Here is a 22,724-nt window from a genome sequence, read left to right as displayed (position 1 = left end):
GGTGTTCAGGTATTGCGGTTCACCACGCGCTCGGCCAAGGCGGCCAGCGTGTGGGTGTGCGACAAGTCTGTGCTGCGCAAAGCGTCTAGCGCCTCGCGCAACAACGACTGCGCATAAGACTTGGCCTCTTCTAAACCCAACAAGGACACATAGGTGGGTTTGTCATTCGCAGCGTCTTTGCCTGCAGTTTTACCAAGGGTGGCTGAATCGGCGATGACATCCAAAATATCGTCCACCACTTGAAAGGCCAAACCAAGCGCTTGACCATAGCGCTTCAAACCAATCAGCGCTTGCGTGGTGGCCTCTCCACACGCCGCGCCCATCATGACGCTGCCTTCTAGCAAAGCACCTGTTTTCAGGCGGTGCATGTGGCGCAGCTGGTCTTCAGTCAAAGCCATGCCCACGCTGGCCAAGTCAATGGCTTGCCCCCCTGCCATGCCTGCGTGGCCCGCTGAAGTGGCAAGCAATCGGCACAAACGCGCTTGCACATCCGCAGGGATGGTCGATGCATCGGGGGTGAGAAATTCGAAGGCCAATGCCTGCAAAGCATCGCCCGCTAACAAAGCTTGGGCTTCTCCAAACTGCACATGTACCGTAGGCTTGCCACGGCGCAGCACATCGTTGTCCATACAAGGCATGTCATCGTGCACCAGCGAATAAGCGTGGATCAATTCCACCGCACACGCCCCACGCAAAGCGGCCTCATCGAGCGCAGCGTCTTTCTTGCCGTGGGCCACCGCCTCACGCGCAGCCAATACCAACAAGGGGCGCAAACGCTTGCCACCATCGAGCACGGCGTAACGCATGGCCTCGCCCAAGCCTGCAGGTGCTTGCGGGCTGATCCAACTGGACAAGGCGTCTTCAACGACAGCCAGCCAGTGGTTGCTCCATCGATCGAGTTCAGAAGGCGTCATGGCATGTGTCATTTCGTTGCTCATGTCGGCGTCCAAGTTTTTAGTGCGCCGTTGTCAAGCACCTTGATTTGCTGCTCCACCGCATCCAGCTGCGCACGGCAGTAACCCAAAAGTTCAGCACCGCGTTGATAACCCGACAACAAATCGGACAAAGGCAGTTGACCCGATTCCATGTGCTGCACCAAGCCTTCTAGCTCTTTCAGAGCAGCCTCATAGCTGACGGGCGCAGTGTCTGCGCCGCTTGGGGTAATTTTGGCCTTGGGCATGGTGTGCGGATATCCGTTTTTGAGGTGGGTCAAATAGCATGCCATTTTAGGCCGCAAGCGGGGCAAAGTTTGCCCCCTTGGGTACAATGGGCATCCTTCAATCGACCTTCGGGCCGATTTATTTTTGTCCATTTATCTCCCTGTGGGGAGTCTTTAGGTCAGGTCACCCATGTCTGATTTAAGTCTTCAACTGCAGCAGGCGCATAGCCAACTACCAGTTACCAGTTATTTTGATGACGCGCTTTTTCAGCGCGAACTGGAGACCATCTTTCAGCAAGGGCCCCGTTACGTGGGCCACCAGCTTGCCGTGCCCAACGTGGGCGACTACTACGCTTTGCCGCACGAGGGCGAAGGGCGTGCGCTTGTGCGCTCGGCCAACGGCGTTGAACTGGTATCCAACGTGTGCCGCCACCGCCAAGCAGTGATGCTGAAGGGCCGTGGCTCGCTCCACACCCAAGCCCCTGGCTCTGCGGGCGGCAACATTGTTTGCCCCTTGCACCGCTGGACCTATGCCCCTTCTGGCGAATTGCTGGGTGCGCCCCACTTCTCGCACGACCCGTGCCTCAACCTCAACAACTACAAACTGCGCGAGTGGAATGGCTTGCTGTTTGAAGACAACGGCGTAGACATCGAAGCCGATTTGGCCAATATGGGTCCTCGCGCCGCCCTCGACTTCACAGGCTTTGCGCTTGACCGCGTGGAGCTGCACGAATGCAACTACAACTGGAAAACCTTCATCGAGGTCTACCTAGAGGACTACCACGTCGGCCCCTTCCACCCGGGCCTCGGCCAGTTTGTGACCTGCGACGACTTGAGCTGGGAATTCAAAGACAACTACTCGGTGCAAACCGTGGGTGTGTCAGAGGGCTTTGGTAAACCGGGCTCAGCCACCTACCAAACCTGGCACGACATGCTGCTCAAGTACCGCAACGGCGAGCTGCCCGAGCGTGGTGCGATTTGGCTCACCTACTACCCCCACATCATGGTGGAGTGGTACCCACACGTGTTGACTGTCTCCACGCTGCACCCGATCAGCCCCACCAAAACACTAAACAGGGTGGAGTTTTATTACCCAGAAGAAATCGTGGCGTTCGAGCGCGAATTTGTGGAAGCCCAGCAAGCTGCGTACATGGAAACCTGCATCGAAGACGACGAAATTGCCGAGCGCATGGATGCGGGCCGCAAAGCCCTGATGCAACGCGGCGACAACGAAGTTGGCCCCTACCAAAGCCCGATGGAAGACGGCATGCAGCACTTCCACGAGTGGTACCGCGGCAAGCTCAACTTCACGCAACGCTAAACCACTGACATGCAAGCTCTGTGGATGCTGCTGGGTGCAGCCTTCTTTGCCACCATGGGGGTTTGCGTCAAGTTTGGCTCGGAGCACTTCAACTCGGCTGAGTTGGTCTTTTACCGTGGCATGGTGGGTTTGGTATTTTTGGCCATCATTGCCAAGCAACAAAAAGTGTCATTGCGCACGCAATACCCGCTCATGCACCTGTGGCGATCGGCCATTGGCGTGTCATCGCTCAGTGCCTGGTTTTATGCCATTGCCCACTTGCCCTTGGCCACCGCAATGACGCTGAACTACATGAGCAGCGTCTGGATTGCAGCCTTCATCGTGGGTGGCTCGCTGGTCAACTGGAGCCCACAAGACAGCCGCAGCCCATGGTCACAAGGCCCACTCGCTTTGAGCGTGCTTGCAGGCTTTGCTGGCGTGGTGATGATGCTGCGCCCCACCGTAGAGCAAAACCAAATTTTTGCAGGCTTGATTGGCTTGATGTCAGGCTTTGTCGCTGCCTTCGCCTACATGCAAGTCATGGCTCTTGGCCGCTTGGGTGAACCCGAAACTCGCACCGTGTTTTACTTTGCCATTGGCACCACAGTGGCTGGGCTGATTGGGATGGGGTTTGCAGGTGTGTCCGAGTGGGACTGGCAACACGCCGTTTGGCTGCTGCCCGTGGGCATCTTTGCATCACTGGGTCAGCTGTGCATGACACGTGCCTACAGCCAAGGCGCCACCTTGGTGGTGGCTAATTTGCAATACTCGGGCATTGTGTTTGCGGCGCTTTACAGCTTGCTGCTGTTTGGTGACGACATTCCACTGATCGGCTGGGCGGGCATGGCCTTGATCGTGGTGAGCGGCATGAGCGCCACATTGCTACGTGCTCGCGCTGCGCCCAATGCACCCGCTGAAGAACACTGAAAGGAAACCCCTATGTTCACCACACTCATTTCTGTTGCACAACTGAAAGCCTTGCAAACCAGCGGCTCACCCTTGGTCTTGTTTGACTGCACCTTCGATTTGATGAACCCACCCGCGGGCCGCGCTCAGTATGTGGAGCAACACATCGCAGGCGCACGGCACGCTGATTTAGACCAACACCTCGCCACACACGATGTATCAAAACGCGTGAACGGTGGCCGGCATCCGCTGCCCCAGCGCGAGGTCTTTGCAGCTTGGTTGCAAAGTGTGGGCGTGAACCAGGACACACAAGTGGTGGTGTACGACCGCAATGGCATGAATTACTGCGGCCGTTTGTGGTGGATGCTCAAGTGGTGTGGCCACAACGCGGTGGCTGTGCTCGATGGCGGTTTTCAAGCATGGCTAGCTGCGGGCGGTGCTGTGGCTTCTGGCGAAGCTACCCACACCATGCATGCAACAGGCAACTTTGCACTGCGCGAGCCGTTACAGAAATTGGTAGACACCGCCACCGTGTCTGCACATTTGGGCGATGGGACACAAACCCTCATCGATGCGCGCGGCGCACCACGCTACCGGGGTGAAGTTGAACCTCTCGACCCAGTCGCAGGCCACATTCCGGGTGCATTGAACCGCCCGTTCAACACCAATCTCAAGGCCGATGGCTTCTTCAAAAGCGCGGATGAACTACGGGCAGAATTTGCCGCCTTACTGGGCAACGCAAAAGCAGAAAGCGTGGTCCACCACTGCGGCAGTGGTGTCAGTGCTGTGCCCAATGTGTTGGCCATGGAAGTGGCGGGCTTAGGTCGCACAGCTTTGTATGCGGGCAGCTGGAGCGAGTGGTGCAACACCCCCGACCTGCCTTGCGAAAAGTCTGGAACCTAGTGCTGCGCCCACTCGCCTAAAGCAGCGACGATGGCAATGCCTGCAAACAGCCATGCCACTTGGGCCGCTGTTTCGCGGGGGCTTAAACGCTTTTGCAGTTGTGGAATCAAGTCAGCCAGCGCCACATAAATAAAGCTGCTGGCAGCCACCACCAAGAAGAACGGCAAGTACTCGTGCAGTGCACCCACGAGCAAGTAACCCACAAGCCCGCCAATAACAGTCACCCCCCCCGCAAGGGTGAGCTTGAACAATGCAGCACGTGGATTGCTCAGCGTTTGGTGCAACACCACCAAGTCACCCACATGGTGCGGCACTTCATGCGCCATCACCGCCAAAGCAGCAGCAATGCCCAAACGCGGATCGGCCACAAAAGCCGCAGCAATCAAAATGCCATCGCCAAAGGCGTGCACGCTGTCACCCAGCAACACCGCCCAGCCACCGCTGTGGTGGTTGTGGCCGTGGTGGTGATGTTCGTCATGATCGTGGTGAGCGTGTGCGCCGTGGTCGTGACCATGCTCATGCCCGTGGTGCCACAGCTCAGCTTTGTCGAGTAAAAAGAAAAACACCAAGCCCACCAACAAAGCGCCAAACAAAGCTTGCGCTGAAACGCCTGCTTCAACCGACATCTCAAACGCCTCTGGCAGCAACCGCGTGAAAGCCGTGGCCAACAAAGCACCCGCTGCAAGGCTGAGCAAATGTTGGGTAAAGCGCGACAACAACGCATAAGCCAACAAGGCTGCCAGCCACACACTGCCCATGCCCGCCACCAAGGTGCCGACAAGAATTGAAATCAAGGTCATGGCCTGATTATCTCGCGCCTAAGAACGACTGCCGGCAAGTGGACGAACCTCGCTCAAACTCGCTCGATGATCAAGGCAATGCCTTGCCCCACACCAATGCACATGGTGCACAAGGCATAGCGCCCACCCGTGGTGTGCAAGCGGTTCATGGCTGTGGTGACCAAACGCGCACCCGAAGCACCTAGGGGATGGCCCAACGCAATGGCGCCGCCCCAAGCGTTGACGCGAGCGTCGTCGTCTTTCAAGCCCAGCATGCGCAACACAGCCAAGCCTTGGGCCGCAAACGCTTCGTTGAGTTCAATCACATCGATTTGATCCAAAGTCAACCCGGTTTGCGCCAGCACTTTGACAGTCGCAGGCGCAGGGCCAATGCCCATCACACGCGGCGCCACACCGGCCGTGGCCATGCCCACCACGCGGGCTTTGGGTATCAAGCCATATTGCTTCACGCTCACTTCGTTGGCCAGCAACAAAGCGCACGCGCCGTCGTTCACGCCACTGGCGTTCCCTGCGGTCACGCTGCCCTCTGGCCGCACCACGGGTTTGAGTTTGGCCAAGGATTCAAGGCTGGTGTCGCGTGGATGTTCGTCTTGGCTCACCACCAAGGCATCGCCTTTTTTCTGGGGAATGCTGACAGGACAAATTTCGCGTGCAAAGTGACCGTCTTGAATCGCAGCCAATGCATTGCGCTGGCTGCGCAACGCCATCAGGTCTTGGGCTTCGCGTTCAATCTTGTAATCCACCGCCACGTTCTCGGCCGTCTCGGGCATGCTGTCCACGCCGTATTGCGCTTTCATGAGCTTGTTGACAAAGCGCCAGCCAATGGTGGTGTCATACACCGCGTTGTTGCGGCTGAAAGCACTCTCAGCTTTGGGCATGACAAAGGGGGCGCGGCTCATGCTCTCCACACCACCCGCAATCATCAACGAAGCTTCACCTGACTTGATGGCGCGTGCCGCTGTGCCCACTGCATCCAAACCCGAACCACACAAACGGTTGATGGTGCCGCCAGGCACCTCCATGGGCAAGCCTGCGAGCAAAGCAGCCATGCGAGCCACATTGCGGTTGTCTTCACCGGCTTGGTTGGCACAGCCATAAAGCACATCAGTCACTTGCGACCAATCCACGGACAGATTGCGCTCCATCAAAGCTTTGATCGGCAGTGCAGCCAAATCGTCGGCGCGAACGCTGCTGAGTGCACCGCCATAACGGCCAAAGGGGGTTCGGATGGCGTCGCAAATATAGGCTTGTGTCATGGCAATTCAGTCAAAGTAAATTAGAAAAGTTTGAACAGGTTGGTGGCTTCAATATCCAGCGCTTGCGTATCGGCTGCATTGTTCACCAACATGTCTGACTTTTAACGCTCTGATGTATCTGTGATGTCTCACACTGACACTCAGGTGACGTGAAATTACCTCAGAACGCCAGCGAAAAATGACGCCAATTCGGCATAGCCATCGAGTGGCAACACGTGCGCCACATACTGGTCGGGGCGCACCACCACCATGCAGCCCTTGTCGCGGTTGATGCCGCGCATCTCGAAAATATCACCCACACCTTTGTGGTCCACACAAAAGACTTTTGCGTGGTCCTGTAAACCCAGCTTGCCTGTTTTGGGTTTGAGCAAAGACGGCATGTGCTCGTAAGCGAGTTGATCGAAGGTTTGTTGGAACACGGCGCGGAAATCGATCACCGCGTCGATGTCTTCACCCTTGCGCGTGTGTTTGACAATGGGTGAGTTGGCGTTGGTCTCTAACCAGTCAGCCAGTTTGTGAAGGCCCGAGCCTGCACTAGAGTTATCGGCCTTCGCAGCAAACGCATACACGCGCCAGCGTGCATCGGCCTGTGCCACATGGCCCAGTTGCATTTGCTTGGCGTCAGACACACGAACCACAGGTGCTGAGTGGAAACGTCGGCCCACCTCTTCGCCTTTGGCCAGTGCTTGGTGTGCGCTGGCGGCAAACAAAGTCGAGGTGTCGTACTTCACGGCTGTACCGCCTGTGAACTCTAGGTTGTCTTTGAACTGGCGAATGATGCGCGGCTCTTCTGCGCCATCGCGCTCGGCCTGTGTGGTGGGGGCAGACATGATGCGCGACCATTTATGGTCTGTCTCTACCAAACGTTTGGCCTCGGTCAAACGCTCTTGAGTGTAGGTGCGAAGCAGGCTGGGGTTGGCGCGGTCTTGCAGCACATGCACCAGTTTCCAGCCGAGGTTGAAGGTGTCTTGCATCGACACGTTCATGCCCTGCCCCGCTTTGGGTGAATGGGTATGGCACGCATCGCCTGCGATGAACACGCGTGGGTCGCGGTCCACGCCCTCGGGCACATCGTCAAAGCGATCGGTGATGCTGTGGCCAATGTCGTAGATCGACCACCACACCACTTCTTTCACATCAATCGAATAAGGTTGGATGATGCGGTTAGCCGCAGCAATCATGTCGTCTTGGGTGAACTTGCGATGTGCAGCTTTTTCGTCGGGGCGAAGCTTGTCGAGCGCAACATACATGCGAAACACATAACCGCCTTCGCGGGGCAAAATTAAGAGGTTGCCCTCGTTGGCTGAAGAGATCAAACACTTCTGTCGCACATCGGGAAAATCGGTGTTGGCCAAGATGTCCATCACGCCCCAAGCTTGGTTCGCGGCATCACCATGTAGCTCACCGCCAATCGCTTTGCGCACGGCCGAGTGCGCACCGTCGCAGCCCACCACGTAGTTGGCACGCACGGTACGCGTGGCGCCCCAGTTCAAGCCACTGGCGTCGCGCAGGGTAACAGTCACGGGGTGGTCTTCGGTCGTGTGGTCAATCTTCAGGTCCACCACTTCCCAGCTGTAGTCGGGCTCTAGGCGTGAGGGTGAGTTTTTCATCACTTCTAAAAACAACTCGTGCAAGCGCGCTTGGTTGATCAAAATGTGCGGCATCTCAGAGCTGTCGTCGGCCACGTCTTGCACGCGGCCCACGCGTTTGATGTGCGCGGAGTTCTTGGGGTCCGGCATCCAAAACGCAGTTTGGTTGACCCAATACGTTTCGCGCTTGACCTTGTCGGCAAACCCGAACGCTTGAAACATTTCCATCGTGCGCGTGTTGATGCCATCCGCTTTACCCTTGATGATGTTGCTGGGCATGCGCTCGGTGATCATCACCTCAATTTCTGGGAACTGAGCCAACTGCGCAGCCAAACAAAGGCCAGCAGGACCTGTGCCTGAAATCAACACATCTACTTTTTCGGGCAAGGGCTCGTTGATGCCACGGTTACGTCGGTTAGGCGCAGCTGGTTTGATGTCTGGACTGCCACCACGAAATCCGTCTTTGTAAAACTGCATGTCTTGTCTCCGTCAATGAAATGTGTCCGAAACCTCGGTATTGATAAATGATAACTGTACTTATCAATATCCGTCAAGATGGTATGTATGATTACCATCTTGGTATTTCTACGGAGGCACAGGCATGGCAATGCATGACATGGCGGGGCACTTGATACGTCGCCTGCAACAGCAATCTACCCAAATTTTTGCGCAGCGCACCCAAGCCGCAGGCTATGACCTGACCTCAGTGCAATACGCCGCGCTAGACGCCATCGCCAACAACCCACATGTAGACCAAGCCACCGTGGCCGAAATCATTGGCTACGACCGCGCCACCATTGGCGGTGTGATTGAGCGTTTGGACACCAAAGGCTGGGTGCGCCGTGTGGTGAGCGAACAAGACCGCAGATCGCGCGAGCTATCACTCACAGCCAAGGGCAACAAAATTTACTTGGCCCTGCAGCCCATCGTGCATGAGCTGCAAGCTGACATTCTTCACCCCCTGAGTGCAGCAGAGCAAGAGCGCTTTATCAAGCTGGCACGGCAAGTGGTGTGGCATGAAAAATTGACGAACGAAAACTAATCAGCCTAGGCAATCAATGCGCCTTATCCCAGTTCGGTCCAACTCCAACTTCAGCCAACAACGGCACTTTCAGTTGCGCCACTTCAGCCATCAGGCGTGGCACTTCGGTGCGCACCCATTCCACTTCTGACTCGGGCACTTCAAAAACCAGTTCATCGTGCACTTGCATGATGACTTTGGTTTGGCGTTGTTGATCGTCAATGGCTTTTTGCACGGCCACCATGCTCATCTTGATGAGGTCCGCGGCTGTGCCTTGCATAGGAGCGTTAATCGCAGCGCGCTCTGCGCCTGCGCGGCGTGGGCCATTGGGGCTGTTGATTTCGGGCAAGTACAAGCGGCGGCCAAACACGGTTTCTACATAGCCTTGTGCTTTGGCTTGTTCGCGTGTGTCGTCCATGTAGCGCTTCACGCCCGCGAAGCGTTCAAAGTAACGGGTGATGTAGTTCTTGGCCGCACCGTTGTCGATGTTCAGCGCTTTGGCCAAACCAAACGCGCTCATGCCGTAGATGAGGCCAAAGTTAATGACCTTGGCATAGCGGCGCTGCTCAGTGCTGACGGCATCCACACCCACGCCAAACACTTCAGCCGCCGTAGCACGGTGCACGTCTAAGCCATCATGGAATGCTTTAACCAATGCCTCGTCACCACTGATGTGCGCCATGATGCGCAGCTCGATCTGGCTGTAGTCGGCACTGGCTATCACGCAGCCCGCAGGGGCCACAAATGCTTCGCGCACTTTGCGGCCCTCTGCCGTGCGAATTGGGATGTTCTGCAAATTGGGGTCGTTGCTCGACAAGCGGCCCGTCACGGCCACCGCTTGCGCGTAGTGCGTGTGCACGCGGCCTGTGCGTGGGTGGGCCATAAGAGCTAGCTTGTCGGTGTACGTTCCTTTGAGTTTGCTTAAGGACCGATGCTCCAAAATTTTGGCGGGCAGTGGGTAGTCTTCAGCCAGTTTTTCCAGCACCTCTTCATCGGTGCTGCGTGCGCCCGTAGCGGTTTTTTTGATAACGGGCAAGCCCAGTTTGTCAAAGAAGATTTCGCCCAGTTGCTTTGGGCTGGCCAAGTTAAACGGCTGGCCTGCAATGTCATACGCTTCGGTTTCTAGCTGCACGATACGCTGGCCCAGAGCGTGGCTTTGTGCTGCCAGAGTGGGCGCGTCAATCAACACACCATTGCGTTCGATGCGATACAGCGCTTCGCTGCTTTGAATTTCTAGGTCGTAGATGAAGCGAAGTTTGTCGTCGGCTTGCAAACGTGGCCACAGCACTTGGTGCACGTCTAGCGTCATGTCGGAGTCTTCGCAGGAGTATTCGGTGGCACGCGCCACGTCCACTTGCGAAAACGGAATTTGGTGCGCGCCTTTGCCGCACAGGTCTTCGTAGTTCAAACCTTTGCGGCCCACGTGTCGCTCAGCCAAGCTCGCCAAGCCGTGAGGTTTGTGCACTTCCAGCACATAGCTTTGCAGCATGGTGTCGTGCGCATAGCCCTTCACCTCAATACCGTGGTTGGCCATGACATGGCGGTCGTATTTGATGTGTTGGCCCAGCTTCTTGATGTCGGCGTTTTCAAACCAAGGCTTGAGTTTGGCCAGCACTTCATTGATGGGCAGCTGCGTGGGTGCATCGCCATAGCTGTGCGCCAGCGGGATGTAGCAGGCCTCGCCGGGCTTGACTGAAAAGCTCAAGCCCACAATCTCAGCACGCATGGCGTCGAGTGAGGTGGTCTCGGTGTCAAACGCCACCAGCTCAGCAGCTTGCAGTTTGGCCAGCCATGTGTCGAACATGGCCCAGTCCAGCACGCAGCCGTAATGCTTGTCGGTCACAGCAGACACCACGGCTTCGGGCTCGTCAAACAGGCTGGGGTTGGGTTCAAATTTGGGCTTGGTTTCAGCGCCTGCACTGCTTGAATCCGTGCCTTCGCTGATGGCGCGGGCCAAACCTTTGAAACCATAAGTTTCGTAAAAGGTTTTGAGTGCAGGCTTATCAGGCTCGGCCAAGTGCAACGCGTCAAGTGCGGGCAAATTGGGCACATAGGCCGACAAATCACAATCGGTTTTCATGGTCACCAATTGACGGCCTGTGGGCAACCACTCAACAGCTTGGCGTAGGTTCTCGCCCGCCACGCCTTTGATGGCGCTGGCGTTTTGCAGCAAGTTGTCGAGCGAGCCGTATTCCATCAGCCACTTGGCCGCCGTCTTGGGGCCCACCTTGGCAACGCCGGGCACGTTGTCGACCGTGTCGCCCACCAAGGTTTGGTAGTCGATCATCAGCGAAGGCGGCACGCCAAACTCGGCTGTCACGCCAGCCACGTCGCGCTTTTTACCGTTCATGGTGTCCATGATGGTGATGTGTTCGTTCACCAACTGGCTCAAGTCTTTGTCACCACTCGACACCACCACCGTCACGCCTTGTTGAGCAGCGGTCACGGCCAAAGTGGCAATCACGTCGTCGGCCTCCACGCCCGGCACATCGAGCACGGTCCAACCCAACATGCGCACCATGGCGTGAATGGGCTCAATTTGCGCGCGCAAGTCGTCAGGCATGGGCGAGCGGTTGGCTTTGTAAGCGGGGTACATCTCGTCGCGGAAGGTGGGGCCCTTGGCGTCAAACACGCATGCGGCCAGCTGGGTAGGCACCTCTTTGCGCAGGGCCTGCATCATGTTGATCATGCCGCGAATGGCGCCCGTGGCCGCACTCGTCGGGTCGCCTGGCACGGCGCGAAGGTCGGGCATGGCATGGAAGGCGCGGTAAAGGTAGCTGGAGCCGTCGACCAGCAGCAATGTTTTGGATTCACTCATAACTGTTGATTGTGCCGTGGGTTGTTGCGTGGCATTTGTGCTTTGTTGCTGGGCTCGCTGGACGCAACTGGTGGGCGTCGCTGCTTCATGCTGGAGTACCAGAAATCATGGCGACGCCCACCAGCCACGCCCAGTCTGCGACATAGGTTTTGGCACGCCTCAAACAAACAACGCAGGCCGTAGTCTTGGGGTTTAAGGGATGAGCGGGTGACGATTTCTGGTACCCCAGCATGAGGAACCCGCTCATCCCTTAAACCCCAAGCGAGCCCAGAACCAAAAGCAAAGGAAGCAAACAAGCCCCAACTACAATGGCCTCTACTTTTAATACCTTGGCAGTCATGGCAGTTTTCACCGAAGTTTCAGAGTCCTCCGCGCAAGAACTGCTGACCCAACTCAAGCTGGGCGAGTTGGTCGAACTCAAAGGCATCCAAGGCGGCATTGAGAACACCAATTACTTCCTCACCAGCAGCGAAGGCCAATACGTGCTCACGCTGTTTGAGCGCCTCACACACGAGCAGCTGCCGTTTTATCTGTACCTGATGAAACACTTGGCACAAGGCGGCATTCCTGTGCCTGATCCAGTGTGTAACCAAGACGGCGACATCTTGCTTAGCGTTGAAGGCAAGCCCGCTGCCGTGGTCAACCGCTTACTGGGAAGAAGCGAACTCAACCCCACTGTTACCCACTGCGCGGCTGTGGGCGACATGCTGGCACGCATGCACCTGGCTGGCCGCGACTACAACCGCCAACAGCCCAACCTGCGCGGCCTGCCTTGGTGGAACGAAACCGTGCCTGTGGTGCTGCCGTATTTGAACGAATCGCAAGCGGCGCTCATTCAAACCGAGCTGGCCCACCAAAACCACATTGCCGCGTCATCGGCTTACACCGCCCTGCCCCGCGGCCCCGTGCATGCCGACTTGTTCCGCGACAACGTGATGTTTGATGGCAGCGCAAAAGCCCCCGAACTCAGCGGCTTCTTCGACTTTTACTTTGCAGGCGTGGACACTTGGCTATTTGACGTGGCCGTGTGCTTGAACGACTGGTGCACCCACCACGCGGAAGACATCCACACAGATGGCACGCACGACGCCGCCAAGGCACAGGCATTCATCGCTGCTTATCAAGCCGTACGCCCTTTCACACCCGCGGAGCGCCAACTGCTCAACCCCATGTTGCGTGCGGGCGCTTTGCGTTTTTGGACCTCGCGCCTGTGGGACTTCTACCTGCCGCGCGAAGCCAGCATGCTGCAACCCCACGACCCCACACACTTTGAACGTGTGTTGCGCCAACGTGTGACTCACCCTGTCACACTCTAAGCTATGAAACTCAACGTCGTTCCCGCAAAAAATGGCTCACTCTGGGTGCGCCAAGGCATTCGCGCTTTTTGGAAGCAACCGCTGGCGCTCTCGGGCTTGTTCTTCATGTTCATGGCAAGCATGTCCATTCTGTCTATCGTTCCAGTGTTGGGCGGCTTCTTGGCTTTGATGCTGTTACCAGCAGCTTCACTTGGGTTGATGGCCGCCACGCGTGAGGTGGAGTTAGGTAAGTTCCCCATGCCATTCATCTTGGCAGCCGGCTTTAGAACCGGCACCGATGGCAAGCGCAACATGGTCGTGCTGGGCTTGATTTACGCACTGTGTTTTGTAGGCGTGATGGGCTTGTCCACATTGGTGGACGGCGGAGACTTTGCCAGGTTGTATTTGGTGGGTGGCTCACTAGAAGTAGAGACCATCATGAAGCCCGAGTTTCAAAACGCCATGTGGCTTTCGCTCATGTTGTACCTGCCTTTGTCTTTGGTGTTTTGGCATGCCCCCGCGTTGACCCACTGGCATGCTGTGCCTGTGAGCAAAAGCCTGTTCTTCAGCACCGTGGCATGCCTCAGTAACTGGCGTGCGTTCTTGGTTTTTGGCCTGATGTGGACAGCCATTTTCTTGGGCACCACGTTGGTGATCACACTCATTGGCAGCATGGTGGGCGATGGCGACTTTGCCGCCATGGCCTTGCTGCCCGCCATGCTGATGTTGGCGTCCATGTTTTTTTGCTCGACGTATTACAGCTTCAAAGACTGCTTCACGTCAGATGTGATTTACGCGTAATCACACCTGCGTGAGCTTGGCCACACTCAGCGCCAGCCACTTGGTGCCGTGACGCGGGAAGTTCACTTGCGCACGGGCGTCGTCGCCCACACCTTCAATGCTCACCACCGCGCCCTCACCAAACTTGGCATGGAACACCTGCACACCGCTGCGCACCCAGGCATTAGGGCCACTGGTGACAGGGGCTGCACGCTGAGGAACGGGCTTAGGCGCAACGGCTGTGGCTGCACCACCGCCCCATGCGTTGTTTTGCCAGCCGTTGTTGTTCTGCCAAGCATCGCGTCGTGAGGGCATGGCATCGGCAAACGCTGAACGCGCAGGCGTGATCCACTTCATCGTGTGCTCAGGTAGCTCTTCGAAGAAACGGCTTTTGAGGTTGTAGCGCGTTTGGCCATGCAACATGCGGGTTTGCGAATGGCTGAGATACAAACGCTTGCGCGCGCGCGTGATGGCCACATACATGAGACGGCGCTCTTCTTCGAGGCCATCAAAGTCGTTCATCGAATTTTCGTGCGGGAACAAGCCCTCTTCCATGCCCGTGATGAACACGCAATCAAACTCCAAACCCTTGGAGGCATGCACCGTCATCAACTGAATCGCGTCTTGACCCGCTTGCGCTTGGTTGTCGCCAGACTCCAGCGCCGCGTGGGTGAGGAAGGCAGCCAAGGGGGACAAGGTTTCGCCGGTGTCGGCGTTGATCATGGTTTGAGTTGCGGGCTGGCGCGTGACGGCCTCACCAGCCACATCAGCTGATGCCGCACTCACGTCCATCACCACAGGCTGGCCGTGCTCGTCCACCGGCAAGGCCACAGCATCGCGACCAAAGCCTTCTTGTGTGACAAAGCTTTCAGCAGCGTTGACCAATTCCTGCAAGTTTTCAATGCGGTCTTGGCCTTCGCGCTCCGTTTGGTAGTGGGTGATCAAGCCGGAATGGTCCAGCAACAGTTCAATGATTTGGCGCAGGTTTTGACCTTGCGTTTGTTCGCGCAGCACATCAATCTTGGCCACAAAGGCACTGAGGTTGGCACCTGCTTTGCCAGCCACCGCAGTGACGGCATCGCTCATGGCGCAGCCCATGGCACGCGAGGCGTCTTGCAGCTGCTCAATGCTGCGTGCACCAATGCCGCGCGGCGGGAAATTGACCACGCGCATGAAGCTGGTGTCGTCGCGCGGGTTTTCTAGCAAGCGCAAATAGGCCAAAGCGTGTTTGATTTCAGCGCGTTCAAAGAAGCGCAAACCACCGTACACGCGGTACGGCATGGCGGCATTGAACAGCGCGGTTTCGATCACGCGGCTTTGTGCGTTGCTGCGGTAAAGCACGGCAATTTCGCTGCGGTGTTGCACACCGCTCGCGCCATCACCGTTTTTGCCATCGCGCAAAAGTTGCTTCATCTCTTCCACCATCCATTGCGCTTCGGCAAAGTCGGTGGGAGACTCATACACACGCACGGGCTCGCCTGCGCCCTGGGTGGTGTGCAAGTTTTTACCCAAGCGGCCTTTGTTGTGGCTGATCAGGTGGTTGGCACTGTCCAAGATGTTGCTGAAGCTGCGGTAGTTTTGCTCGAGCTTGATTTGGTGGGTCACGTTGTACTCGCGCACAAAGTCGGCCATGTTGCCCACGCGTGCACCACGGAAGGCATAAATGCTTTGGTCATCGTCGCCCACCGCCAAGATGGCGCCACCGCCGCCATCGACAGGGCCAGCAAGTTGTTTGAGCCATGCGTATTGCAGCTTGTTGGTGTCTTGAAACTCGTCCACCAAGATGTGCTGAAAGCGGCGGCGGTAGTGTTCGCGCAGTGGGTCGTTGTCGCGCAGCAGCTCGTACGATCGCAGCATGAGTTCACCAAAGTCAACCACACCTTCGCGTTGGCATTGGGCTTCGTACAGCTCGTAAAGCTCCACGCGTTTGCGGTCGTCTGGGTCGCGCACCACCACATCTTTGGGCCGCAAGCCGTCTTCTTTGCAGCCAGCGATGAAGCGCATGGTTTGCTTGGGCGGGAAACGCTCGTCATCCACCTGAAACTGTTTGCTCAGGCGCTTGATGGCGCTGAGCTGGTCTTGGGTGTCCAAAATTTGAAAGGACTGGGGTAAGTTGGCTAGCTTCCAGTGGGCTCGCAAAAAGCGGTTGCACAGCCCGTGAAACGTGCCCACCCACATACCGCGCACATTGACGGGCAACATGGCCGACAAACGTGTGAGCATTTCTTTGGCCGCCTTGTTGGTAAAGGTCACGGCCAGCAAACCGCCGGGTGACACCTGCCCGGTTTGCATGAGCCACGCAATGCGCGTGGTCAGCACCCGCGTCTTGCCCGAACCTGCGCCCGCCAAGATGAGTGCGTGCGTCTGCGGCAACGTGACCGCCGCCGCTTGTTCGTTGTTGAGGCCTTGAAGCAAGGGCGAGGTATCGGGTGAAAAATGCATCCGTCAATTTTAGGGTTTAGAATCAGCCACCGGGCCCAAGATTCTTGCGCTCGGTTTTTTTATGCCTGCCTTTTGCACCTGAAAAAACCGGCCAAGCCAAGCGCTCAATCTTCGAACGTTATTTTCTGGAGCTTGGGAATATGGAAATTTTTGATTACGACAACATCTTGTTGCTGCCACGCAAGTGCCGCGTGGAAAGCCGCTCTGAATGCGATGCAGGTGTTGAACTCGGTGGCCGCAAGTTCCGCTTGCCTGTTGTCCCCGCCAACATGAAGACTGTGGTGGATGAAACCATCTGCTTGTGGATGGCGCAAAACAATTACTTCTACGTGATGCACCGCTTCGATTTGGACAACGTCCAATTCGTGAAAGACATGCACGCCAAGGGTGTGTACGCCTCTATTTCTTTGGGCGTCAAAGGCCCAGACCGCGCCACCGTGGACACACTGGCAGCCGCTGGCCTCACGCCTGAATACATCACCATCGACATCGCTCACGGCCACGCCGACAGCGTGCGCGACATGATTGGCTACATCAAGGCCAAGTTACCTAAGAGCTTCATCATCGCGGGCAACGTGGCCACGCCTGAAGCCGTGATCGACCTCGAAAACTGGGGCGCTGATGCGACCAAAGTGGGCGTGGGTCCAGGCAAGGTGTGCATCACCAAACTCAAAACAGGTTTTGGCACTGGCGGCTGGCAGTTGTCTGCGGTGAAGTGGTGCGCGCGCGTGGCGACCAAGCCCATCATTGCGGACGGCGGCATTCGCAGTCACGGTGACATTGCCAAGAGCATCCGCTTTGGCGCGAGCATGGTGATGATTGGCTCCCTGTTTGCTGGCCATGAAGAGTCGCCAGGCAAGACCGTGGAAGTGGACGGCGAGTTGTTCAAGGAATACTACGGCTCAGCCTCTGACTTCAACAAAGGCGAATACAAGCACGTGGAAGGCAAGCGCATCCTCGAGCCAGTCAAGGGCACGCTGGCCAACACGCTGATTGAGATGGAGCAAGACGTGCAAAGCTCGATCAGCTATGCCGGTGGTCTCAAGCTGATGGACATCCGCAAAGTGAACTACGTGACCTTGGGCGGCGACAACGCTGGCGAACATCTGTTGATGTAAACCTCGCACTTTGGCCAAATTTTGGCCAAACAAAAAAGCCTGTCTGCTTTGCGCATGACAGGCTTTTTCATTGCTGTGGTTTTTTACTTGTGTAGCAACTCAAGCGCCAGCGTGTTCAGGCGACTGCCCTGCTGTGTCATGGCCTCAACAATGCTGAAGTGCTGCAAGCCTTCCAAGGTCTCGGCCACAGGCACGCGGTCTTTTCCCCAAGCCTGCTGAATCAAAAAGTTGTGTCGAATAAATTCTTCGCTCTCGATGCCACCCGCCACGCTGTAGAGCGTGCCTTGCTTGGGCGCTGGCATCCAAGCGGGGCTGTTGCGCAGCACCACGTCATCGGTCAGTCGTAAGCTGTCCTTGAGGTATGGCGTGGCTTGTACAGACTCAAGCTCATACAAGCCGGAAATCGACAGGGCTTTGGTGACCAAATGCGCGGGCAAATCAGCTGCATAGGCTTTCCAATCGCATGCCAACAACATGGTTACCAAATGGCCGCCTGCTGAATGCCCTACCAAAGTGATGCGACTAGGGTCGCCACCAAAGCGGTGGATATTGCGCCACACCCAAGCCACGCACTTGACCATTTGCAGGGTGATATCTGACACCGTCACGGCGGGACACAGCGCGTAGTTGGGCACCACCACATGGGCGCCTTGCGCAGTGAAGGTGGGCGCGATGAACGAATGGTCGGCCTTGTCGAGTGAGCGCCAATAGCCGCCATGGATGAACACCACCACAGGGGCTTTATCGCCGGCTGTGTCGCTAGGAAAAATATCCAGGGTTTCGTTCAAGCCACGGCCATAGGCCACGTCTTCGAAGCAGCGGTGCGTGGCACGCACGTGAGCGGATGCCTCGCTCCAATGCACAAAGTGGGCCGCATGCTCGGGCACCAAAGCGCGGTTGTTGTACATGCGGTCGTACCAAGCACCATCATGTTGGGTCATAGTTTTTTCTCCAGAAGAATTTGCACGTTGGTCCAGCTGCTGTTTTGGGTGCGGCTGTTTTCCGTCACACCGTTACCGCTATAGACGCTGCCGGTGTTGTAGTTGCGTGGATCAAGATTGCTCAACGTCAAGCGCCATGCGGTGCTGCTGTCGACGCGCCACAAACCGTACACATCCATCACGCGCTTTTGCGAGATGGTGGTGAGCTGCTCAGCACTCAAGCGGGTGCTGTAGCCGGGGTTGTAATTGATATTGCCACCCACCGTGAGCGGTGCGGCTTTGAGTCGGTAATCAGCACCAAAGTTAGCCGTCATGCCCGGCTGTTGATCCAGTCGGTTATCGGGCCCCATGATGCTGAGCACACGTGATCGGTAGAAGCTCAGGTTATTGCGTAAGTCAATGTGTGGGGCGTCGGCAATCCACTGGTCCATGCGGAACTTGGCCTCTAGCTCAAGGCCTTGTGTCACGGCTTCGCTGATGTTTTGCGGACTAGACAACCAACGGCCATTCACGCCTGGCTCTAGCGTGGTCACATTGCGAATAAGGTTTTCCACACGTCGGTGAAAAACACTGGCGCTCAACACACCGCCTTGTGGCAAATAGCGCTCAACGGCCACATCTAAGCCGGTAGCAACTTCTGGCTTGAGACTGGGGTTACCAGACACATCAGGATTGGTAGCGCTGTTGCTGTCTCGTGTGTAGGTGCGACGCGCCAGCAAGGTGGGCATGGTCGGCGTTTTGAAACTACGCGTGAGACTCGTGCGCACTTGGTCGCGACTATCGGGGTTTGGGCGCCACATGGCATGCAACAAAGGTGTAAACACACTGTTGTTGTTGGTCACATCGCCCGCGCTGGTGCTGCCCTGGGTGGTCAAACCTTCATAACGAGCGCCCACATGGCTTGACCAATTCGGCGTCAGCTGCCACTCGTCTTGCGAGTACATGGCATAACGCATCGAACTGGCGCTGAAATCTGCGCTACCCGAGATGGTTTGATAAGCACCCACGGTCGACTGGGTGCGACGCACCGATTCCACCTCGCCACCACTTACCCACTGATGACCGCCGCCCATCACATTGGTGTATTTACCGCTGAGGTTGGCCGAGCGGTCTCGGGTGTGTGTGTCGTCTTTGACGTTCGGCAACAAATAACCGTTGCCAGAAACTTGCTGATACTCGTTGTGGCTGTTCCAGCCGCCCAGGTTGAACTTCCACTCCATATTGCTATCCGTCGATAGCTTGCGACGCCACTGACCGTTCAAGCGTGCCACCATGAAGTGGTTGTCGTTGTTGGTGGTGGCACTGGTGGAACCCGTGGTCAGCGCGGCGGGTGAGGTTTGATTGGTTTGAATCAGCCCGGGCGTTGACCCTTGTGAAAGCGCGATGAACGGCATCAAGGTGAAGGTCTCGCCCGGATCTCCCTTGAGCTGCAAACGCGCCGTGGCATTCATGCCTTCGCGGCCGTAATGGCTGTCGCTCACGCGATGACGCAAGGTGGTGCCTGTGCCATCGGTGCGCGTTAAATCGTTCTCGCTGTGGTCAGGCGCTGCATAGCGGTTGACAGAGAGCGTGTAGTTGGCCGTCCACTTCTCGGCATCGTGGTACTTGACCAAAGAAGCCGAGGGCGATGCGTAGCCCCCTTGAAAAGACGAGCCCACTTTCAACTCGGTGGGCATGCCTTTGCGGCCTTCGCGCGTGATGATGTTGATGGTGCCGGCAATGGCTTGTGCGCCCGTCTCAGCCGTGGGAGCGCGGTAAATTTCCACACGCTCAATCATCTCTGGTGTGAGGGACTCCACCGAGAAGCCGGGTGGCACGCGTTGGCCATCGAGCAAGATTTGTGTGTAGCCTTGGCTCAAACCGCGCATGCGAATGCCACCACCTCGGCCTGGCGCACCGCCCAAGGTGATGCCGGGCATGCGCTTCAATATTTCGCCGAGGTTGGAGTCGCCTTGACGTTCAATTTCTTCTCGGCCAATCACAATTTTGCTGGCGGTGGATTCACGGCGCTGTTGTGTCTCGTTGTCGCGGCCGCTGGTAATTTCAATACGGCCCATGTCCGATGTGGCAGCCGCAGGTGCGGTGGTTTGCTGGGCCAAAGCGGCAAACGTGCTTAAAGCAAAAGGAACAAGTAATGTGCGAGCGTTAGGCGTGAGTTGCATGGCAAAAAGTTTACCGAGGTATCAATGTCCTTGCCGTGTAAAGTTCAGGTTTTCTTTTTCACGCAAGTTCCATGAGCCAAGCTGCTGCGCCACACGCCTACGAAATCAAAAGTGCCTCATTGCCCTTGGTGTCTTTTCTCCTCAAAACCCCTGACACATCAGCCCTGCAAGCCGATATGGCTCGCCGCCTAGGTGCAACCCCCGGCTTCTTTGACAACGACCCCGTGGTGATCGATCTGAGCGTCCTAGAAGACCCCAACCACCAGCTCGACCTCGCCTCGGTGTGCCTGATGCTGCGCACGCACCAAATGCTGCCTGTGGCGGTGCGTGGCGCAAATGAACACCAATTAACTAATGCACGTAAGGCGGGCTTGTTTGAAGCAAGCGATTTGAGCATTCAAGCACCAGCAACCACACGCGTGGAAACCGTGGTGCAAGAGGTGATTCGAGAAGTCGAGGTGGTGCGCGAGGTGCAAACTGGCAGCGGCGCAGCCATGGTCATCGACAAACCATTGCGGTCTGGCCAGCACGTGTATGCCAAAGGCCGCGACCTGATCGTGTTGGCCATGGTCAACCCCGGCGCCGAAATCATGGCCGATGGCCACATCCATGTGTACTCACCACTGCGTGGTAAAGCCATTGCGGGCGCTCGCGGCGATGAACAGGCACGCATCTTCACCTCATGCCTAGAAGCCGAGTTGCTGTCGATTGCTGGGACTTACCGCACCAGCGGCGATGCGCCACTGCCAGCGGATGTCGCTGGCAAAGCCGCGCAAATCAGCCTACAGGGTGATAAGTTGGTGATCCAAGCACTGTAAAATTTGCAGATCAAATAACAGAAACAACTAAGGCTTTATTCATGACAAAAATCGTGGTGGTGACTTCTGGCAAGGGCGGCGTAGGCAAGACCACGACCAGCGCCAGTTTTTCCTCTGGCCTCGCTTTGCGCGGCTTCAAAACGGTGGTCATCGACTTTGACGTCGGCCTGCGTAACCTCGACCTCATCATGGGTTGCGAGCGTCGTGTGGTGTATGACTTCATCAACGTCATCAACGGCGAAGCCACGCTGAACCAAGCCTTGATCAAAGACAAGCAGTGCGACAACTTGTTCGTGCTGGCCGCCTCGCAAACACGCGATAAAGACGCGCTGTCACAAGACGGCGTGGAGCGCGTGTTGAACGAACTCAAAGAAATGAAGTTTGACTACATAGTCTGCGATTCCCCTGCGGGCATCGAAGTGGGCGCCATGATGGCCATGCACTTTGCCGATGAAGCCTTGGTGGTCACCAACCCTGAAGTGTCTTCGGTGCGCGATTCTGACCGCATCTTGGGCATGCTCAGCAGCAAAACCAAACGTGCCATTGACGGCGACACGCCCATCAAAGAACACTTGCTCATCACGCGCTACAACCCCAGCCGCGTGGAAGAAGGCCACATGCTGTCGCTCGAAGACATTCAAGACATCTTGCGCATTCCATTGATCGGCGTGATTCCAGAATCAGAAACCGTGTTGACTGCGTCTAACCAAGGCTTGCCAGCGGTGCATTTGGACAACACCGACGTGTCAGAAGCCTACAAAGACGTGATCAGCCGCTTCTTGGGCGAAGACGTGCCCATGCGCTTTACCGAGCACGTCAAGCCTGGTTTCCTCAAACGCATGTTTGGTGGGAAGTAAGCCATGTCTGTGCTCTCTTTCTTGCTCGGTGAAAAGAAAAAAACGGCGAACGTTGCCAAAGAACGTTTGCAGTTCATCCTCACCCACGAGCGTACGGGCCGTAACCCACAGCCCGACTACCTGCCTGATTTGCAGCGCGATTTGGTAGCCGTGTTGTCTAAATACGTGAAGATCAATCCAAACGACATCAAGGTCAATTTGGAACGTCACGACAACCTCGAAGTGCTCGAAGTCAAAATCGAATTGCCAGAGTAAATGTCGAGTGAAGGGTTTAAGTACTCGCTAAAACAAAAAGCGACCCGAGGGTCGCTTTTTATTTGGCTTTTTCAAGCAAAAGGGGAATTAACCGCCTTTGTTTGAACGCTTGCCAGGGTTCTTTTTGCTACGTGTCGCAACACCGCGCTCAAGACTCACACGTTGGCCACGACCACCGGTGCGCAGCATGGTGCCTGGCAGTGGGATTGGTTTTGGTGCGCGTTGGCGGTCGGCTTCGGTGACGATTTTGTTTCCCATGAAATTTTCCAATTAAAAAAGTTACAGCCCCTAATTAGGCCACATG

20 protein-coding genes are annotated in these 22,724 nt (G+C 56.6%); 10 read left to right on the top strand and 10 right to left on the bottom strand.

The genetic code is table 11. The features are described 5' to 3' along the window. Positions 1-5 precede the first annotated feature (5 nt). Together RMR24_RS05030 and RMR24_RS05025 are read right to left on the bottom strand one after the other, a co-directional pair. Complete coding sequence (locus RMR24_RS05030) at positions 6-926, bottom strand: farnesyl diphosphate synthase (RefSeq protein WP_310614077.1); 921 nt, start codon at positions 924-926, stop codon at positions 6-8. Between the two features lie 8 nt (positions 927-934). Next, positions 935-1,180 (bottom strand): exodeoxyribonuclease VII small subunit, encoded by a 246-nt coding sequence (locus RMR24_RS05025; protein WP_310613988.1) that lies wholly within the window; start codon positions 1,178-1,180, stop codon positions 935-937. 169 nt (positions 1,181-1,349) lie between these two features. Between RMR24_RS05025 and RMR24_RS05020 the strand changes: the two genes are divergently transcribed. The 3 genes from RMR24_RS05020 to RMR24_RS05010 are packed head-to-tail and all read left to right on the top strand — an operon-like array spanning position 1,350 to position 4,268. Then, entirely contained in the window at positions 1,350-2,480 is a 1,131-nt protein-coding gene (locus RMR24_RS05020; protein WP_310613987.1) for an aromatic ring-hydroxylating dioxygenase subunit alpha, read from the top strand. Between the two features lie 9 nt (positions 2,481-2,489). After that, entirely contained in the window at positions 2,490-3,386 is an 897-nt protein-coding gene (locus RMR24_RS05015; RefSeq protein ID WP_310613986.1) for a DMT family transporter, read from the top strand. Positions 3,387-3,398: 12 nt separating this feature from the next. Continuing rightward, complete coding sequence (locus RMR24_RS05010; protein WP_310613985.1) at positions 3,399-4,268, top strand: sulfurtransferase; 870 nt, start codon at positions 3,399-3,401, stop codon at positions 4,266-4,268. On the opposite strand, the gene RMR24_RS05005 is transcribed toward RMR24_RS05010, so the two are convergent. The 3 genes from RMR24_RS05005 to RMR24_RS04995 all read right to left on the bottom strand — a co-directional run bounded on the left by RMR24_RS05005 (position 4,265) and on the right by RMR24_RS04995 (position 8,390). Beyond that, a complete protein-coding gene (locus RMR24_RS05005) occupies positions 4,265-5,068 on the bottom strand; it encodes a ZIP family metal transporter (RefSeq protein ID WP_310613984.1) in 804 nt (267 codons plus the stop codon). The genes RMR24_RS05010 and RMR24_RS05005 overlap by 4 nt on opposite strands. 53 nt (positions 5,069-5,121) lie before the next feature. Further along, positions 5,122-6,324: a 3-oxoadipyl-CoA thiolase gene (gene pcaF, locus RMR24_RS05000; protein ID WP_310613983.1), complete on the bottom strand. Its 1,203-nt coding sequence runs from the start codon at positions 6,322-6,324 to the stop codon at positions 5,122-5,124. A gap of 155 nt (positions 6,325-6,479) precedes the next feature. Continuing rightward, positions 6,480-8,390 carry an FAD-dependent monooxygenase gene (locus RMR24_RS04995; RefSeq protein WP_310613982.1) on the bottom strand — a complete coding sequence of 637 codons (1,911 nt, stop codon included), beginning with the start codon at positions 8,388-8,390 and terminating at the stop codon, positions 6,480-6,482. A gap of 124 nt (positions 8,391-8,514) precedes the next feature. Here RMR24_RS04995 and RMR24_RS04990 point away from each other — a divergent pair, with 124 nt between their 5' ends. Then, positions 8,515-8,955, top strand: a complete 441-nt coding sequence (locus RMR24_RS04990) for a MarR family transcriptional regulator (RefSeq protein WP_310613981.1) — start codon at positions 8,515-8,517, stop codon at positions 8,953-8,955. Between the two features lie 13 nt (positions 8,956-8,968). Here the strand turns inward: RMR24_RS04990 and polA are convergent, their stop codons facing one another. Next, positions 8,969-11,752 carry a DNA polymerase I gene (gene polA / locus RMR24_RS04985; RefSeq protein WP_310613980.1) on the bottom strand — a complete coding sequence of 928 codons (2,784 nt, stop codon included), beginning with the start codon at positions 11,750-11,752 and terminating at the stop codon, positions 8,969-8,971. A 338-nt stretch (positions 11,753-12,090) separates the two neighbouring features. Between polA and RMR24_RS04980 the strand changes: the two genes are divergently transcribed. Together RMR24_RS04980 and RMR24_RS04975 are read left to right on the top strand one after the other, a co-directional pair. Next, positions 12,091-13,068 (top strand): homoserine kinase, encoded by a 978-nt coding sequence (locus tag RMR24_RS04980; RefSeq protein WP_310613979.1) that lies wholly within the window; start codon positions 12,091-12,093, stop codon positions 13,066-13,068. Positions 13,069-13,071: 3 nt separating this feature from the next. After that, positions 13,072-13,848: a BPSS1780 family membrane protein gene (locus RMR24_RS04975; RefSeq protein WP_310613978.1), complete on the top strand. Its 777-nt coding sequence runs from the start codon at positions 13,072-13,074 to the stop codon at positions 13,846-13,848. On the opposite strand, the gene RMR24_RS04970 is transcribed toward RMR24_RS04975, so the two are convergent. Then, positions 13,849-16,269 carry a UvrD-helicase domain-containing protein gene (locus tag RMR24_RS04970; RefSeq protein WP_310613977.1) on the bottom strand — a complete coding sequence of 807 codons (2,421 nt, stop codon included), beginning with the start codon at positions 16,267-16,269 and terminating at the stop codon, positions 13,849-13,851. Between the two features lie 140 nt (positions 16,270-16,409). Between RMR24_RS04970 and RMR24_RS04965 the strand changes: the two genes are divergently transcribed. Next, positions 16,410-17,387, top strand: a complete 978-nt coding sequence (locus tag RMR24_RS04965; protein ID WP_310613976.1) for a GMP reductase — start codon at positions 16,410-16,412, stop codon at positions 17,385-17,387. An 83-nt stretch (positions 17,388-17,470) separates the two neighbouring features. Here RMR24_RS04965 and RMR24_RS04960 read toward each other — a convergent pair whose 3' ends face one another. Further along, on the bottom strand, positions 17,471-18,328 hold the full coding sequence (locus RMR24_RS04960; protein WP_310613975.1) for an alpha/beta hydrolase: 858 nt from the start codon (positions 18,326-18,328) through the stop codon (positions 17,471-17,473). After that, positions 18,325-20,490 (bottom strand): TonB-dependent receptor, encoded by a 2,166-nt coding sequence (locus tag RMR24_RS04955; RefSeq protein WP_310613974.1) that lies wholly within the window; start codon positions 20,488-20,490, stop codon positions 18,325-18,327. Before RMR24_RS04955 ends, RMR24_RS04960 begins: the two co-directional genes overlap by 4 nt. 71 nt (positions 20,491-20,561) lie before the next feature. Here RMR24_RS04955 and minC point away from each other — a divergent pair, with 71 nt between their 5' ends. The 3 genes from minC to minE are packed head-to-tail and all read left to right on the top strand — an operon-like array spanning position 20,562 to position 22,420. Beyond that, entirely contained in the window at positions 20,562-21,308 is a 747-nt protein-coding gene (gene minC, locus RMR24_RS04950; protein ID WP_310613973.1) for a septum site-determining protein MinC, read from the top strand. 41 nt (positions 21,309-21,349) lie between these two features. Beyond that, complete coding sequence (minD, locus tag RMR24_RS04945) at positions 21,350-22,165, top strand: septum site-determining protein MinD (RefSeq protein ID WP_310613972.1); 816 nt, start codon at positions 21,350-21,352, stop codon at positions 22,163-22,165. A 3-nt stretch (positions 22,166-22,168) separates the two neighbouring features. Continuing rightward, complete coding sequence (gene minE / locus RMR24_RS04940) at positions 22,169-22,420, top strand: cell division topological specificity factor MinE (protein ID WP_310613971.1); 252 nt, start codon at positions 22,169-22,171, stop codon at positions 22,418-22,420. An 87-nt stretch (positions 22,421-22,507) separates the two neighbouring features. Here minE and RMR24_RS04935 read toward each other — a convergent pair whose 3' ends face one another. Continuing rightward, positions 22,508-22,678: a hypothetical protein gene (locus RMR24_RS04935; protein ID WP_170108465.1), complete on the bottom strand. Its 171-nt coding sequence runs from the start codon at positions 22,676-22,678 to the stop codon at positions 22,508-22,510. Between the last annotated feature and the right edge of the window lie 46 nt (positions 22,679-22,724).

Source organism: Limnohabitans sp., assembly GCF_031539105.1.
Lineage (GTDB): Bacteria > Pseudomonadota > Gammaproteobacteria > Burkholderiales > Burkholderiaceae_C > Limnohabitans.
Note: the sequence above shows the minus strand (reverse complement) of the source record. Positions and strands in the feature narration are given on the sequence as shown.

Excerpts from the sequence above, each read along its gene's own strand:
- minC (WP_310613973.1), top strand. The coding sequence starts at position 20,562 with ATGAGCCAAGCTGCTGCGCCACACGCCTACGAAATCAAAAGTGCCTCA.
- pcaF (WP_310613983.1), bottom strand. The coding sequence starts at position 6,324 with ATGACACAAGCCTATATTTGCGACGCCATCCGAACCCCCTTTGGCCGT.
- RMR24_RS04995 (WP_310613982.1), bottom strand. The coding sequence starts at position 8,390 with ATGCAGTTTTACAAAGACGGATTTCGTGGTGGCAGTCCAGACATCAAA.
- RMR24_RS05015 (WP_310613986.1), top strand. The coding sequence starts at position 2,490 with ATGCAAGCTCTGTGGATGCTGCTGGGTGCAGCCTTCTTTGCCACCATG.
- RMR24_RS05025 (WP_310613988.1), bottom strand. The coding sequence starts at position 1,180 with ATGCCCAAGGCCAAAATTACCCCAAGCGGCGCAGACACTGCGCCCGTC.
- minE (WP_310613971.1), top strand. The coding sequence starts at position 22,169 with ATGTCTGTGCTCTCTTTCTTGCTCGGTGAAAAGAAAAAAACGGCGAAC.
- RMR24_RS04935 (WP_170108465.1), bottom strand. The coding sequence starts at position 22,678 with ATGGGAAACAAAATCGTCACCGAAGCCGACCGCCAACGCGCACCAAAA.
- RMR24_RS04955 (WP_310613974.1), bottom strand. The coding sequence starts at position 20,490 with ATGCAACTCACGCCTAACGCTCGCACATTACTTGTTCCTTTTGCTTTA.
- RMR24_RS05005 (WP_310613984.1), bottom strand. The coding sequence starts at position 5,068 with ATGACCTTGATTTCAATTCTTGTCGGCACCTTGGTGGCGGGCATGGGC.
- RMR24_RS05020 (WP_310613987.1), top strand. The coding sequence starts at position 1,350 with ATGTCTGATTTAAGTCTTCAACTGCAGCAGGCGCATAGCCAACTACCA.
- RMR24_RS04965 (WP_310613976.1), top strand. The coding sequence starts at position 16,410 with ATGGAAATTTTTGATTACGACAACATCTTGTTGCTGCCACGCAAGTGC.
- RMR24_RS04980 (WP_310613979.1), top strand. The coding sequence starts at position 12,091 with ATGGCAGTTTTCACCGAAGTTTCAGAGTCCTCCGCGCAAGAACTGCTG.
- minD (WP_310613972.1), top strand. The coding sequence starts at position 21,350 with ATGACAAAAATCGTGGTGGTGACTTCTGGCAAGGGCGGCGTAGGCAAG.
- RMR24_RS05030 (WP_310614077.1), bottom strand. The coding sequence starts at position 926 with ATGACACATGCCATGACGCCTTCTGAACTCGATCGATGGAGCAACCAC.
- RMR24_RS04990 (WP_310613981.1), top strand. The coding sequence starts at position 8,515 with ATGGCAATGCATGACATGGCGGGGCACTTGATACGTCGCCTGCAACAG.
- RMR24_RS05010 (WP_310613985.1), top strand. The coding sequence starts at position 3,399 with ATGTTCACCACACTCATTTCTGTTGCACAACTGAAAGCCTTGCAAACC.
- RMR24_RS04970 (WP_310613977.1), bottom strand. The coding sequence starts at position 16,269 with ATGCATTTTTCACCCGATACCTCGCCCTTGCTTCAAGGCCTCAACAAC.
- RMR24_RS04960 (WP_310613975.1), bottom strand. The coding sequence starts at position 18,328 with ATGACCCAACATGATGGTGCTTGGTACGACCGCATGTACAACAACCGC.
- RMR24_RS04975 (WP_310613978.1), top strand. The coding sequence starts at position 13,072 with ATGAAACTCAACGTCGTTCCCGCAAAAAATGGCTCACTCTGGGTGCGC.
- polA (WP_310613980.1), bottom strand. The coding sequence starts at position 11,752 with ATGAGTGAATCCAAAACATTGCTGCTGGTCGACGGCTCCAGCTACCTT.